The organism is Kitasatospora sp. NPDC041917 (genome assembly GCF_055589745.1).
In genome coordinates this window covers 1-13,660 of record NZ_JBVJBI010000035.1, presented here as the reverse complement: position 1 = coordinate 13,660, position 13,660 = coordinate 1, and the positions used below count along the sequence as shown (strand labels likewise).

The 13,660-nt window shown below is 73.5% G+C and carries 13 protein-coding genes; 11 read left to right on the top strand and 2 right to left on the bottom strand.

The genetic code is table 11. The annotated features are described in order from the left end of the window. The first annotated feature begins 126 nt into the window (after positions 1 to 126). Both ACZ6EM_RS30785 and ACZ6EM_RS30780 read left to right on the top strand, forming a co-directional pair. On the top strand, positions 127 to 1,332 hold the full coding sequence (locus ACZ6EM_RS30785) for a hypothetical protein (RefSeq protein WP_465773759.1): 1,206 nt from the start codon (positions 127 to 129) through the stop codon (positions 1,330 to 1,332). A gap of 142 nt (positions 1,333 to 1,474) precedes the next feature. Then, positions 1,475 to 2,743: a metallophosphoesterase gene (locus tag ACZ6EM_RS30780; RefSeq protein ID WP_465773758.1), complete on the top strand. Its 1,269-nt coding sequence runs from the start codon at positions 1,475 to 1,477 to the stop codon at positions 2,741 to 2,743. A 111-nt stretch (positions 2,744 to 2,854) separates the two neighbouring features. Here the strand turns inward: ACZ6EM_RS30780 and ACZ6EM_RS30775 are convergent, their stop codons facing one another. After that, the gene (locus ACZ6EM_RS30775) at positions 2,855 to 3,778 is read right to left on the bottom strand and encodes a LysR family transcriptional regulator (protein ID WP_452180109.1); all 924 of its coding nucleotides are present in this window, start codon (positions 3,776 to 3,778) and stop codon (positions 2,855 to 2,857) included. Positions 3,779 to 3,874: 96 nt separating this feature from the next. Between ACZ6EM_RS30775 and ACZ6EM_RS30770 the strand changes: the two genes are divergently transcribed. The 6 genes from ACZ6EM_RS30770 (at position 3,875) to ACZ6EM_RS30745 (ending at position 9,121) form a co-directional block, all read left to right on the top strand. Then, positions 3,875 to 4,579 (top strand): succinate dehydrogenase cytochrome b subunit, encoded by a 705-nt coding sequence (locus ACZ6EM_RS30770; protein ID WP_401048602.1) that lies wholly within the window; start codon positions 3,875 to 3,877, stop codon positions 4,577 to 4,579. A gap of 26 nt (positions 4,580 to 4,605) precedes the next feature. Continuing rightward, complete coding sequence (locus ACZ6EM_RS30765; protein WP_465773789.1) at positions 4,606 to 6,549, top strand: fumarate reductase/succinate dehydrogenase flavoprotein subunit; 1,944 nt, start codon at positions 4,606 to 4,608, stop codon at positions 6,547 to 6,549. Continuing rightward, positions 6,546 to 7,283, top strand: a complete 738-nt coding sequence (locus tag ACZ6EM_RS30760; RefSeq protein WP_359913819.1) for a succinate dehydrogenase/fumarate reductase iron-sulfur subunit — start codon at positions 6,546 to 6,548, stop codon at positions 7,281 to 7,283. Before ACZ6EM_RS30765 ends, ACZ6EM_RS30760 begins: the two co-directional genes overlap by 4 nt. 336 nt (positions 7,284 to 7,619) lie before the next feature. Next, a complete protein-coding gene (locus tag ACZ6EM_RS30755) occupies positions 7,620 to 7,925 on the top strand; it encodes a hypothetical protein (protein ID WP_401048604.1) in 306 nt (101 codons plus the stop codon). 144 nt (positions 7,926 to 8,069) lie between these two features. Then, positions 8,070 to 8,756 carry a DUF6232 family protein gene (locus tag ACZ6EM_RS30750; RefSeq protein ID WP_401048606.1) on the top strand — a complete coding sequence of 229 codons (687 nt, stop codon included), beginning with the start codon at positions 8,070 to 8,072 and terminating at the stop codon, positions 8,754 to 8,756. Continuing rightward, a complete protein-coding gene (locus tag ACZ6EM_RS30745) occupies positions 8,753 to 9,121 on the top strand; it encodes a hypothetical protein (protein WP_401048608.1) in 369 nt (122 codons plus the stop codon). Before ACZ6EM_RS30750 ends, ACZ6EM_RS30745 begins: the two co-directional genes overlap by 4 nt. 154 nt (positions 9,122 to 9,275) lie before the next feature. Here ACZ6EM_RS30745 and ACZ6EM_RS30740 read toward each other — a convergent pair whose 3' ends face one another. Then, positions 9,276 to 10,220, bottom strand: a complete 945-nt coding sequence (locus ACZ6EM_RS30740; protein WP_465773757.1) for a DUF2797 domain-containing protein — start codon at positions 10,218 to 10,220, stop codon at positions 9,276 to 9,278. 220 nt (positions 10,221 to 10,440) lie between these two features. Here ACZ6EM_RS30740 and ACZ6EM_RS30735 point away from each other — a divergent pair, with 220 nt between their 5' ends. The 3 genes from ACZ6EM_RS30735 to ACZ6EM_RS30725 all read left to right on the top strand — a co-directional run. Beyond that, positions 10,441 to 10,761, top strand: coding sequence for a hypothetical protein (locus ACZ6EM_RS30735; RefSeq protein WP_401048610.1), 321 nt, complete (start codon positions 10,441 to 10,443; stop codon positions 10,759 to 10,761). Positions 10,762 to 11,036: 275 nt separating this feature from the next. After that, entirely contained in the window at positions 11,037 to 13,178 is a 2,142-nt protein-coding gene (locus tag ACZ6EM_RS30730) for a restriction endonuclease (RefSeq protein ID WP_465773756.1), read from the top strand. 174 nt (positions 13,179 to 13,352) lie between these two features. Further along, on the top strand, positions 13,353 to 13,660 hold a 308-nt coding region (locus ACZ6EM_RS30725; RefSeq protein ID WP_359913838.1), incomplete at its 3' end, for an ATP-binding cassette domain-containing protein.

Sequence of the window (13,660 nt, the reverse complement as noted above, 5' to 3'; positions counted from 1 at the left end):
GCTCCTGCCCGCGCCGGCGGCTGTTCCGGGGTCCGCGTCGGCCCTCCTCGGGGTGTTGCGGACATGCTCAACGCGCCCTACCGTGTGTGGCCCCGTTGATCCATTTCGCACGGAGGGCTCACCTTGATGTTCCGTCACGTCAGAACAGCGGCACGAGCGCTGCTCGCGGCCGGACTGCTCGTCACCGGCACGATCGCCGGCGCCTCGCCGGCGGCGGCCGCTGCGGCGCCGACGGCCCTGACCGCGTCCGGCTACACCCTCACCTCGGACTACCACCAGTACGACACACTCAACTCGGCGCTCGCCACGACGCTGGGGACCTCCGCCGTGCACACGGTGATGGAGAACGCGAACCACGACCGGCAGCCGCTCCCCGCGTCCTTCTCCGTGGCCGGCCTGTCCACCGGCTTCCGGTTCGACGACGGCGACAACTCCGACTGCCAGAGCTTCCCCCAGGGCATCACCACGAGCCGGGACGCCGTGGGGACGGCGAACAGCGGCAACTACGACGGCCACCAGCTCGTGCTGGTGAGCTGGTACACCAAGGACGGCTGCGACGGCGCCCAGCAGCGCAGCCGGATCACCCTGGCCGACTGGGACGCCACCTACCCCAACAAGTACCGCAAGATCCTCCTGGTGGAGCCGACCGGAACCGCGGCCGCGCCGGACTTCAAGGACATCCCGATCCACGCCGGCGGCGTCTCCTGGTACGGCGACTACCTCTACGTCGCCGACACCGGCCGCGGCATGCGCGTCTTCGACATGCGCAAGATCCTCAACACCGACACCGGCGGCACCGCCGACCGGATCGGCCGCCAGTCCGGCTCCGTCTACTACGCCCACAACTACGCGTACGTGCTGCCCCAGATCGGCACGGTCACCGCGCAGACCGCCACCGGACCCAAACTGGTGTGGTCGTCGATCTCCCTCGACCGGGTCAGCAAGTCGATCGTGATGACGGAGTACACCTGCCAGGCGGACTGCGTCGACTACCCCAACCGCCCGCCGAGGGCCGTCCGCTTCCCCTTCGCCCCCGGGGCGACGACGTTCGCCGCGACGACGACCGCCGGCCAGGCCCTCCAACTGCCCTGGTACAACCTCAACGGCGTGGCCTCCCACAACGGCCGCTGGTGGTTCAACTCCTCGGGGCAGAAGAAGCTCTACTACTGGACCCCGACCGCCGGCCCCTCGACCTTCGCCTGGGTGGGCGGCGGCGAGAGCCTCTCGTACTGGGAGGACGCCACCGAGCCCGACCTGCTGTGGTCGCTGCAGGAGACCACGGGCGGACGCAACGTCTTCGCGGTCACCCAGTCCACCTACGGCGGCGGCTGAGGCCCGGGCCCGGTCCGGGGTTTCACGGACCGGCTGACGAGGGCGGCCCCCGGGCGGGCCCGGCGGCAACGGTCTGCCGGATGATGGGGAGCGAGGGCACGGCAGCGGATGTGAGGGCAACGCGGTGACAGCAGGCGAATCCATGGAGTTGGAGTCGGGACACCGGTCGGCGGACCGCGAGGGCCCGGAGACCGTCGTGGCCGCTCCCCGGCCCGCCGCGGGCACGGAGGCCCCGGGCGGGGGTGCGCGGCGCCGGCGTTCCCTGGTCCGGCGGCTGACGGTCCTCGTGCTCGTCCTCGTCCTCCTGTGCCTGCCGCCCTGGTGGACGCTGTTCGCCTCCGGCGCCGACTGGCCGTTCCCGGTCTTCCTGGCCGGCACGGTCGTCCTCGCCGGCTGGCTGGTCTCCTTCCCCTTCCTGATGGTCGCGGGCCACGGGCGGCGGCGCAGCGACCGGGCCGCCCGCGTCGCGGACACCAGCCTCGGGATGATCTGGGTGCTGTTCACCTGGTCGGTGCTGGGCGGCGCGGTGAACCTGGTGCTCGTCGGGCTCGACGTCGGCGGCACCGACCGGGCCAGGGCGGTGGCCGTGGCCGTCGCCCTGGTCTCGGCCGGGCTGCTGGGCTGGGGGCACCACGAGGCGATGCGCGTGCCCCGGGTGAAGCGGGTGGACGTGCGCGTCCCGCGGCTCGGCGCCGGTCTGGACGGGACCCGGGTCGTGGTGCTGGCCGACACCCACTACGGGCCGATCGACCGGGCGGGCTGGTCGGCGCGGGTCACCGAGGCGGTCAACGCGCTCGACGCGGACGTCGTGGTCCACGCCGGCGACATCGCCGACGGCACCCCCGCCCAGCGCCGGGAGCAGTCCGCGCCGCTCGGGACGATCCGGTCGCGGCTGGCCAGGGTCTACGTCACGGGGAACCACGAGTACGGCAGCGAGGCCCAGGGCTGGCTGGACCGGATGGCGGACCTGGGCTGGGAGCCGCTGCACAACCGCCACGTGGTGGTGGAGCGCGGCGGGGACGCCCTCGTGCTCGCCGGCGTGGACGACGTGACCGCGGAGTCCTCCGGCCTGGCCGGACACCGCGCGAACCTGCTCGGCGCACTGGCGGGGGCGGACCCGGCCCTGCCGGTCCTGCTCGTCGCCCACCAGCCCAAGTACGTCCCGCAGGCCGCTGCCGCCGGCATCGACCTGCAGGTCTCCGGGCACACCCACGGCGGCCAGATCTGGCCGTTCAACTTCCTCGTCCGCATCGATCAGCCGGTGGTGCACGGCCTGAGCCGGCACGGGGAGCGGACCCAGCTCTACACCAGCCGCGGCACCGGCTTCTGGGGCCCGCCCTTCCGGGTCTTCGCCCCGAGCGAGATCACCCTGCTCACGCTGCGCTCGGGCGGAACCCCGCCCGCCGCGTAGCGGGCCCGTCGCCCGCCGGATCCGCTGACGGGAGCGCCCCGCCCCCTCCGCGCGGCAGGCCGTCCTCCGGCTACCCGCCCCCGACCCCCGTCCTCCGCCTCGCGACGGGGCTCACGGCAGCAACAGCCGGGTGCCCGGCGGCAGTTCGCCGTCGCGTGCGGCGTCGCGCAGGTGCGCCAACAGGGTCTCCCGCAGGGCCTCCGCCGCGCGGGTGGGCGGCACCTCGTGGCCGTGCGCGACGGCGATGGTGCGGCCGAGGCCGGGCCCGGCGAACGCGGTCACCGCGAGGCCGGAGCGGGCGGCCACCATGCCGGGGACGACGGCGGGCCCGAGCCCGGCCCGGACGAAGCCCAGCACCGCGTCCATCTCGCCGCCCTCCACCGCGAACCGCGGCTCGAACCCGGCCGCCCGGCAGGCCGCCAGGGTCGCCTCCCGGACGTCGTAGCCCTCCCGGAACATCACCAGCGGCCGGTCCTTCAGCTCCGTCACCCGGACCTTGCGCCGGGCCCGCCCCTCGGCGGCGACCAGCACCAGTTCCTCGTGCAGCAGTTCGGTGACCGCCGGCGCGGGCTCCTGTTCCCCGCCCGGCCGGGTGATGATCAGCGCGAGGTCCAGCTCCCCCGCCGCCAGCCAGCCGACCAGATCGCGCGAGCCGCCCTCCCGGACCACCAGCGTCACCCCCGGGTAGCGGTCCCGGAAGACCCGCAGCACGTCCGGCACCAGGCTGGTGCACAGGCTCGGCGGCGCGCCCAGCCGGACCCGGCCGCGGCGCAGCTGGACCGTCTCCTGCACGGCCAGCCGGGCGCTCTCGGTGTCCGCGAGGATGCGCCGGGCCAGCGGCAGCAGGGCGTCCCCGGCGTCGGTCAGCGCGATGTTGCCCCGGGTGCGGTGGAACAGTTCGGCACCCAACTCCCGCTCCAGCGAACGGATCTGCTGCGAGAGCGACGGCTGGGCGACGTGTGCCGCCTCGGCGGCCCGGGTGAAGTGCCGGGTCTCGGCGACGGCCAGGAAGTAGCGGAGTTGCTGGAGCTGCACAGGGCCAGGATAGGCCGCACCGATAGCCAGTGCCTATCGTCACGAGCCGCATCATGTCTTGGACGCACCCGACCCACCGTCCCTACCGTTGCAGCCATGACAACCGCGACTCGGACGGCCCGGCACCCGTCCACCCTGGCGACCCTGTGGCGGTCGACCGTCGGCAAGAAGGCGGTCATGGCCGTCACCGGACTGGCCATGCTGCTGTACCTGGTCGCACACATGCTGGGGAACCTCAAGGTGTTCTTCGGCCCGGACGACATCAACGGCTACGCGGCCTGGCTGCGCACCATCGGGCAGCCCTTCCTGGGCCACGAGTGGTTCCTGTGGATCGCCCGGGCCGGCCTGCTGGCCGCCGTGGTGCTGCACGGCGTCTCCGCGTACCAGCTCAGCCGCCGCGACCTGGCCGCCCGCCCGAGCCGGTACGTGCACAAGCGCCGCCGGGCGAGCTACGCGACGAGGACCATGCGCTGGGGCGGGGTGATCCTGGCGCTGTTCATCGTCTGGCACGTCCTGGACCTCACCACGCTGACCGTGAACCCGGCCGCCGAGCACGGCCACCCGTACCAGAACATCGTGGCCTCCTTCGGCCGCTGGTACGTCGACGTGTTCTACGTCGTCGCGATGCTGGCCGTCGGCCTGCACGTCCGACACGGGTTCTGGAGCGCCGCACAGACCCTCGGCGCCAACAACGCCCGCCGCGACCGGGCGCTCAAGCTGATCGCGAACGGCCTGGCCCTGGTGCTGACGGCCGGGTTCCTGTCCGTCCCCGTGGCCGTGATGACCGGAGTCGTGAAGTGAGCAGTGGTGAAGTGAGCAGTGCTGACATGAGCTACCTGGAGTACACCCTCGGCGAGCCGGTCGCCGACACCAGGGCCCCCGCCGGCCCGATCGAACAGCGCTGGGACCAGCGGCGGTTCGACGCCAAACTGGTCAACCCGGCCAACCGGCGCAAGCACACCGTGATCGTGGTCGGCACCGGCCTGGCCGGCGGCGCGGCCGGCGCCACCCTGGCCGAACAGGGCTACCACGTCGTCCAGTTCTGCTTCCAGGACTCCCCCAGGCGCGCCCACTCGATCGCCGCCCAGGGCGGCATCAACGCGGCCAAGAACTACCGCAACGACGGCGACTCGATCCGCCGGCTGTTCTACGACACCGTCAAGGGCGGCGACTTCCGCGCCCGCGAGTCCAACGTGCACCGGCTGGCCCAGGTGTCGGTGGAGATCATCGACCAGTGCGTGGCCCAGGGCGTGCCCTTCGCCCGCGAGTACGGCGGCCTGCTCGACACCCGGTCCTTCGGCGGCGTGCAGGTCTCCCGGACCTTCTACGCCCGCGGCCAGACCGGCCAGCAGCTGCTGCTCGGCGCCTACCAGGCGCTCTCCCGGCAGATCGCCGCCGGGAACGTGGAACTGCACCCGCGCACCGAGATGCTCGACCTGCTGGTGGTCGACGGCCGGGCCCGCGGCATCGTCGCCCGCGACCTCGTCACCGGCGAGATCCGCAGCTACACCGCGGACGCCGTGGTGCTCGCCAGCGGCGGCTACGGCAACGTGTTCTACCTCTCCACCAACGCCAAGAACTCCAACACCACCGCGATCTGGCGGGCGCACCGGCGCGGCGCGTACTTCGCCAACCCGTGCTTCACCCAGATCCACCCGACCTGCATCCCGCGCTCCGGCGACCACCAGTCCAAGCTCACCCTGATGAGCGAGTCGCTGCGCAACGACGGCCGGATCTGGGTGCCCAAGGCGCAGGGCGACACCCGGCCGCCGGCCGAGATCCCCGAGGAGGAGCGGGACTACTACCTGGAGCGGATCTACCCGTCGTTCGGCAACCTGGTGCCCCGCGACATCGCCTCCCGGGCCGCCAAGAACGTCTGCGACGAGGGCCGCGGCGTCGGGCCCGGCGGCCAGGGCGTCTACCTGGACTTCGCCGACGCGATCCGTCGGATGGGCCGGGACGCCGTCGAGGCCAGGTACGGCAACCTCTTCGAGATGTACGAGCGGATCACCGCCGAGGACCCGTACCGGGTGCCGATGCGGATCTACCCGGCGATCCACTACACGATGGGCGGGCTCTGGGTCGACTACGACCTGCAGACCACCGTCCCCGGCCTGTTCGCGATCGGGGAGGCCAACTTCTCCGACCACGGCGCCAACCGGCTCGGCGCCAGCGCCCTGATGCAGGGCCTGGCCGACGGCTACTTCGTGCTGCCGACGACCATCAACGACTACCTGGCCCGCCACCCGCTGCCCGCCGTACCCTCCGACCACCCGGTGCTCGCCGAGGTGGAGGCCGAGGTCGAGGACCGGCTCAACCTGATCCTCGCGGTGGACGGCGACCGCACCCCGGACTCCTTCCACCGCGAACTCGGCGAACTGCTCTGGAACGAGTGCGGGATGGCCCGCGACGAGGCCGGACTGCGGCGGGCGCTGGAGCGGATCCCGCGGCTGCGCGAGGAGTTCTGGCGCCGGATCAAGGTGCCCGGCACCGGGCAGGAGCTCAACCAGTCGCTGGAGAAGGCCAACCGGCTCGTCGACTACTTCGAACTGGCCGAACTGATGTGCCTGGACGCACTGCACCGCGCCGAATCCTGCGGCGGCCACTTCCGCACCGAGAGCCAGACCCCCGACGGCGAGGCCGCCCGCCGCGACGAGGACTTCTCCTACGCCGCCGCCTGGGAGTTCACCGCCACCGGCGCGGCACCCGTCCTCCACCGCGAGGAACTCGACTTCGAGCACGTCCACCCCACCCAGCGGAGCTACGCGTGAACCTCACCCTGCGCATCTGGCGCCAGGCCGGCCCGGACGCACCCGGCTCGATGACCACCTACCAGGTCAGCGGGATCAGCCCGGACATGTCCTTCCTGGAGATGCTGGACACCCTCAACGAAGAACTGATCACCCGCGGCGACCAGCCGGTCGCCTTCGACCACGACTGCCGCGAGGGCATCTGCGGCGCCTGCGGCATGGTCATCAACGGCCGGGCGCACGGACCCGAGCGCACCACCACCTGCCAGCTGCACATGCGGCACTTCCAGGACGGCGACACCATCGACGTCGAGCCCTGGCGGGCGGCGGCCTTCCCGGTGGTCAAGGACCTGGTGGTGGACCGCTCGGCCTTCGACCGGATCATCGGCTCCGGCGGCTACATCACCGCCCCCACCGGCAGCGCCCCCGAGGCGCACGCCACACCCGTCCCCAAGGAGGTCGCCGACACCGCCTTCGAGCACGCCGAGTGCATCGGCTGCGGCGCCTGTGTGGCGGCCTGCCCGAACGGCTCGGCGATGCTCTTCACCTCCGCCAAGGTGGTGCACCTCAACGTGCTGCCGCAGGGCGCGCCGGAACGGGCCGCCCGGGTGCGGAACATGGTCTCGGCCATGGACGCCGAGGGCTTCGGCGGCTGCACCAACACCGGCGAGTGCGCCACCGCCTGCCCCAAGGGCATCCCGCTGCCCAGCATCGCGGCGATGAACCGGGAGTTCCTGCGGGCCGCCCGCGGCTGACGACTCCCCTCCTGCGGTCGGCCCCCGTTCTGGTGCTCAGGCGGGGGCCGACACTGTTTGCCGCGGGGCGTGCGGCGGTGGTTCGCGCTACCCGTACGGGTGGCGGATCCCGGCGGGCGGTGCTTCCTGACGGAGAATCGCGCTACGGTGGTGCTCCGCCACGGAAGGACGGCATATGCCCGAGGTTCAGTCCTGTTCCGGTTGCGGCGGGTCCGGGGGGACCCAGAAGACCGAGGCAACGGTCGAACTGGACGAGGAAGGAAGCATGGTGCCCAGCGTCCACACGTTCTGGTCGCCCTGCGGTCGGTGCCACGGATCCGGGACGGTGATCGTCGGATGAGGTTCGTCTTCGAGTGCGTCGAGTGCGGTGGGCACTATCTGCCGCCCGAGGAGATGGTGTACCCGGACGGGCCGGCCTCGCCGGTCTGGTGCGCCGCCTGCCAGAGCGCCAAGCACGCGGCCGGTGTCCGGGAGGACCCGCTGCTCGCCCGGGTCGCACTGGCCGCCGCCCGGGCCGCGCTGGCCGGGCGGGCCGCGGAGGCGGCCGAGCAGCCGGCCCGCGCCGACGTCCGCCCGTCCCGCCCGCCGCTGTCCCGCCGGGCCCGCTCCGGCCCGGGCGTGCTGCGCGGCAAGCTGAGCTGACGGCCCGCGGTCGGCAGTCGGCAGTCGGCAGTCGGCTGGGCATACGAACCGACGATATGTCAGTTATCGGGCACGACAATGAACTTGTGCAGACCCGGAACATGCTGGCACATTGTCCTCCCCTGCACGACAGTCTTGGGGGACATGGCCATGCAGCCGACCGATCCTGCCGATTCGACCCGGGCCGGCCAGACCGGCTCCTTCCCGTTCGTTCCGCCGCCGCCCGGCGGGCCGCCGACACCGGCCCCGTTCGGGCCGCCACCGCCCACCGCACCGCCGCCGGCCTTCGCGAGCGGTTCCACCGGTGCCCCGACCACCACCCGGATCGCGGTCACCAACCGCATCCTCTGGATCGGGCAGGCGGCGTACCCGCTTGCCAACGTGGCCAGGGTCGGCACCGCCCTGATCGTGCCCGGCCGGCGCCGCGCGCTCCTGCGGCTGCTCGCCTTCGCCCTGGTCGTCTTCGTGCCCGTGTTCGTGATCTCGCAGGCCACCGGCGGCTCGTCCTCGGACTCCGGGTCCGGCGGGATGGTCGTCGGCGCGTTGATCCTCGTGGCGGTCTACTTCCTGATCTTCACCTGGCCGGTGCTGCGCCGGCCCGACCTGTACGTGCTGGCCGTGGACACGGCGGGCCCGCCGACCGCGGTGCTGGCCTGGCACACCGCGCAGCCGGCGTTCGAGCTGCAGGCCGTCATCACCCGCGCGATCGAGAACCCGCAGGCCGAGTTCCAGCAGGTCGTCCAGAGCATCAGCGTGGACCTGCGGCAGTACCAGTTCGGCGACAGCGTCAACATCTACGGCGGCCAGGGAAACACGGGAGTCAGCAAGTGAGCGAGAACGAGCGCCCGAACGTCCAGTACGGCGACCGGGTCACCATCCACGGCGGCAGCAACAACGTCGGCATCCAGCACAACAACGGCCCGGCCGCCGACCAGGCCCTGCCGCCGGAGGTCGCCGCGCTGTTCGCCCGGCTCGCCGCCGTGGTCACCGAGCTGGCCCGGGACGGCCGGCTCCACGAGGCGGACCGGCAGAGCCTCGCCGAGGCCCTGCCGGTGCTGACCAGCCCCGCCGCCGAGGAGCCGGGCCGCCGGCGCAACACCCTGCTGCTGCTGGCCGGCCTGGCCCAGAGCGTCGGCGAGGCGGCCGCCCCGGCGCTGGGACTCGCGAACCAGCTCCTGGCCCTGATCAGCGGCTGACCGACCGGCCGGCGCCCGCTCGCGGGCGCCGGTCTGCACCGCGCCCCTCGTCTTCGCCTCCAAAGTGGTAGCAAATTAAAACCGCAAGGCCGAGGTCAGGCCCTTGCGGTTTTATTACGCAACCATACTGGTCGGAACGGTTCCGCGAACGCTCTCAGAACAGCGCCTCCTGGGTGTCCGGCTCCGGCGGACGCAGTCGCTCGCGCAGGGTCAGGCCCGTGGAACCGCGGCCGGTGACCGGGCCGAGCGTCCAGCCGGTGAGCAGCCGGGTGTCCAGCAGCAGCGGGCCGGAGCCGTCCGCCTGGTCGAGGAAGAGGTGCCGGCCCACCGGCGGCCGGAGCCGGCCCGCGACGACCGCGCCGTCGGCCAGCCCGACGATCTCCCGGTACACCTCCGGGGCGCCGCCGGCCAGGCCGTAGCGCTCGACGTGGTCGACCACCGGGCGGTCGGCGAGCAGCTCCACGGCATGGCCGTCCAGCAGCCGGTGCGCCTGGGCGCGGGCCTCGGCGAGCACCGTACGGCGGTACGGGGCGTCCCCGTGCGACCACCAGTGCTCGGTCTTGAGGCGGGACTTGTACCGCTCGCGGGCCAGGCCCGAGGCGGCGACGGTGAGTTCGGCGCGCCGGACCGCCGGCAGGGCACCGCGGACGGTGAACGCGTAGGCCAACGCGCCCTGTTCGAGCAGCCGGCTGTCGCCGCGCTGCTCGGCGGTGAGGCCGACCTTGAGCAGACCCTCGCCGAACCAGGCGAGGTAGAGCAGGTAGGTGCGGCCGTCGTCGAGGATCTGGTCCCGGGCCAGGGCGAGGCCGCGGTCCACGCTCTGGCACGCCGGGCACTGGGTCGCCCCGCCGGCCGGATCGATCACCGCGTGGTGCGGGCAGGGCGTGCGCTCCGTCGCCCCCGCCAGCCAGGCCCCGACGCAGCGGCGCGGGCCGCCCAGCAGCCAGCCGACCTCCGCCCCCGGCGCCACCTCGCGCTCGTACACCCGGGCTCCGCACACGGCCCCGAGCAGGGCGCGGCCGTCCTGCCAGCTCAGGCCGGTGGAGATCCAGCCGGCGGGGCGGCCCTGGGGCTCCGGGTGCTGCGGGGGGATCGTCACGTCTCTCCTTGCCGTCGGTAGCCGTCGAGACTACCCGGTGCCACCGACAGGCCGGCCGCTCCCGCGGAGCCTCCGGGCCCTGGCGGGCGGGCGGCGGCCGGACCTCCGCTCGAACCCCGCTCGACGGGCCCTCGGGTCGACGTGACCCCGTCAAAACGCACGGCTAGCGTCCTCGTCAGTGAATCCCTCACGAACGATCCCCCTCGGGAAGGGAACAGCCATGCGCATTCTCCAGCGTGCCGCCGCCACCACCGGCGCTCTCGCCCTCGCCGCCTCGGGCCTGCTCCTGGCCGCCGGCCCGGCCTCGGCCACCACGACCGCGTTGAGCTGCAACGCGCCGTCCTACTTCACCGGCAGCGGCGGCCACGCGGGCGCCTCGATCCGCTGCGTCGGCTCGGCCTTCACCGGCCGGATCGTCTGTTACAAGCCGGGCTACGGCAACTACACCCACTACGGCAACCGCGTCGAGTCCGGCGGCACCTCGACCACCTGGTGCGACCTCGGGGCGACCATCCAGAAGGCCGACGCCGTCTCCTCCTGACCCCGCGACAGCACGGCGCGGGAGCCCGTGGGCCTGTCCGGCGACACACCGCCGGACAGGCCCGCGTCGGCTTCCGCCACCTCGGCCGCCACGCCCTCCGGCGCCGTCGCCCCGCCCGAAAGCCCCGCAGGTCACCGGCGCTTGGCCCGGCGGGGTGTTCACGTTCTATTGTTGCGGGCGCGGTCGGCGGCGCAGCCGGGAGGCGGTGCCGCGGCGGCCGGTCGGCGCGAGGCGAATGGGGTGGACGGACGGTGTCGGGGCGGCGGAGCAGCGGGGTGCTGGCGATCTGGGCGGAGGCGCAGCGACAGCAGCAGCGCCGGGAGGAGGCCCGGTGGCGCGCCGAGGCGGCGGAACTGCGCCGCCGGGAGCGGGAGCAGCGCGAGACGCAGAAGGCGGCGGCCCGCGACGAGCGCGAGGCGCTGCGCGCCCACCAGCAGTCGCGGGAGGCGGAGGTGGCCCGGCGGACGGCCGAACTGGACGCCCGGGTCGAGGAGTTGAGGGGGCTGCTGGCCGCCGGGCTGGCCGCGCCGGCCTTCGGCCCGCAGGCCCTGCTGGCGCCGCCGGCGGTGCCGCCGTTCGATCCTGGTCCGCTGGGCGAGCCGGTGCCGATGCCGGACCAGTCCTCGGCCCGGTACTTCGTGCCGCCGCCGGACCCGGTCCAGGCCCGCAACCCGGGGGTGCGGCAGCAGTACGAGCAGTACCTGGCCCAGGCCCGGGCCCGGTTCGAGCAGGACTGGTACGCCGCCCAGGCCCGGGAGGCGGACCGGCAGCAGCGGCTGGCCGGGTACCACCAGGAGTACCTGGCCTGGGCCGAGCAGTCCCGCCGGCAGCAGGAGGAGCTGGCCGCGCGGACCGAGGAGTTGCTGCGCCGGCTGCGGGCGGGTGAGCCGGAGGCGGTGCAGGAGTACTTCACCGCGGGCCTGTACGCCTCGGCGGCCTGGCCGGAGGGCTTCCCGCACCGGCTGGTGGCGGCGTTCGACGCCGGGAGCCGGCAGTTGGTGGTGGACTGGGAGCTGCCCGGGCCGGACGTGGTGCCGGCCGCCGCCCGGGTGCGGTACGTGAAGTCGGACGACCGCGAGGCCGAGGTGGCCCGCCCGGCGACGGAGCGCAAGGCGCTGTACCGGCAGGTGCTGGCGCAGTCGGCACTGCGGGTGGCGGCGGAGCTGTTCCGGGCGGACCGGGACGGGCTGCTGGACTCGGTGGTGCTGAACGGCTTCGTCCTCGGCATCGACCCGGCGACCGGCCGGGAGGCCGAGCGCTTCCTGTCCACCCTGACCTCGACCCGGGCCGGCTTCGCCGGCCTGGCACTGGACCGGGTGGATCCGTTGGAGTGCTTCCAGGGCCTGGGCGGCCGGCTGTCGGCGCGCCCGGAGCGGCTGGACGAGGTGCGCCCGGACCGGCGACCGGAGAGCGTCGGCGGGAGCCTGGCCGGGCACGGCGGCGAGGACGAGCCGGACCTGTTCGAGATGGACCCGCTGGAGTTCGAGGACCTGATCGCCGAGCTGTTCCGGCTGCGCGGCTTCCGGGTGATGACCACGGCCCGCAGCGGCGACGTCGGGGTGGACGTGGTGGCGGAGGACCTGGACCCGGTGACCGGCGGCAAGATCGTGATCCAGGCGAAGCGCTACAAGAAGACCGTCCCGCCGACGGCGGTGCGCGACCTGGAGTCCACCGTCCGCCACCACGGCGCGAACAAGGGCATCCTGGTCACCACCGCGGGCTTCGGCCGCGGCTCGTACAGCTACATCGAGGGCAAGCCGCTGACGCTGGTGAGCGGTCCGGAGCTGGTCGTCCTGCTCGCCGAGCAGGGTCTGCGCGGCCGGCTCGGCGGCGGGTCCGGGGATGCCGGCGCCGCCGCTGCCACCGCCACCACCGCCGCGAACGGCGGTCCCGAGGGGGCGGGCGAGACCGCCCTCACGGTGAGCTGGCAGAGCCGGACGGCCGGCGGGGACGCGGTGGAGCTGGACGTCACCGCCTTCCTGTGCGCGGGCGGCCGGGTGCTGAGCGACGAGCACTTCGTGTTCTTCAACAGCCCGCAGGACCCGGACGGTTCCGTCCGGCTGCATCCGACCCGCTCGGTGCCGGGCGAGCCGACCCGGGCGGCCCGGCTGGCGCTGGACCTGCACCGACTGCCGGCCGCCGTCGAGGAGGTGGTGGTCGCCGTGTCCACCGAGGAGGAGGAGCACCCGGCGCTGCCGCTCGGCTACGTGCACGGGCTGGCTCTCGCCGCCGCGTACGGGCCGGGCGCGGGCGGTCCGGACGCCTGGGCGGGACCGACCGGCGGGGTGCCGGACACCGCGATGCTGCTCGGGGCGTTCCGCCGGGGCGCCGGCGGCTGGGAGTTCAGCCCGTCCGGGCGGGTGGTGACGAACGGTCTGGCCGGGCTGGCGGCGGCCTTCGGCGTGGCGGTCGAGTAGTCGGCCGGGACCAGATCCCTCAGGGGCCGGCGTCATACCTGAGGAGGAGATCGCCCCCGCCACCCCGCCGGGTGGGCGGGGGCCGACCGTCCGCGCGGCATACACATCGCGTTCGAACAGCTTGGGATGATGTCACGGAGTTAAACATTCCGTTAATCCGTTCGAGGAGTCCACGTGACGTTCCCCGCAACCGCCGTCCACACCGGGCGGGCGGCCGCCCGAGCCACCAGCCTGAACAAGGTCTACGGGGAGGGGGAGACCCGCGTCGTCGCCCTCGACAACGTCAGCGTCACCTTCCCCCAGGGCGAGTTCACCGCCATCATGGGCCCGTCCGGCTCCGGCAAGTCCACCCTCATGCACTGCATGGCCGGCCTGGACACCGTCACGTCCGGCTCCTCCACCATCGGCGACACCGAGCTCGTCGGCCTCAAGGACAAGCAGCTCACCCAGCTGCGCCGCGACCACATCGGCTTCATCTTCCA

Excerpts from the sequence above, each read along its gene's own strand:
- ACZ6EM_RS30750 (WP_401048606.1), top strand. The coding sequence starts at position 8,070 with ATGGCCATGCAGCCGACCGATCCTGCCGATTCGACCCGGGCCGGCCAG.
- ACZ6EM_RS30780 (WP_465773758.1), top strand. The coding sequence starts at position 1,475 with ATGGAGTTGGAGTCGGGACACCGGTCGGCGGACCGCGAGGGCCCGGAG.
- ACZ6EM_RS30765 (WP_465773789.1), top strand. The coding sequence starts at position 4,606 with ATGAGCTACCTGGAGTACACCCTCGGCGAGCCGGTCGCCGACACCAGG.
- ACZ6EM_RS30785 (WP_465773759.1), top strand. The coding sequence starts at position 127 with ATGTTCCGTCACGTCAGAACAGCGGCACGAGCGCTGCTCGCGGCCGGA.
- ACZ6EM_RS30755 (WP_401048604.1), top strand. The coding sequence starts at position 7,620 with ATGAGGTTCGTCTTCGAGTGCGTCGAGTGCGGTGGGCACTATCTGCCG.
- ACZ6EM_RS30770 (WP_401048602.1), top strand. The coding sequence starts at position 3,875 with ATGACAACCGCGACTCGGACGGCCCGGCACCCGTCCACCCTGGCGACC.
- ACZ6EM_RS30735 (WP_401048610.1), top strand. The coding sequence starts at position 10,441 with ATGCGCATTCTCCAGCGTGCCGCCGCCACCACCGGCGCTCTCGCCCTC.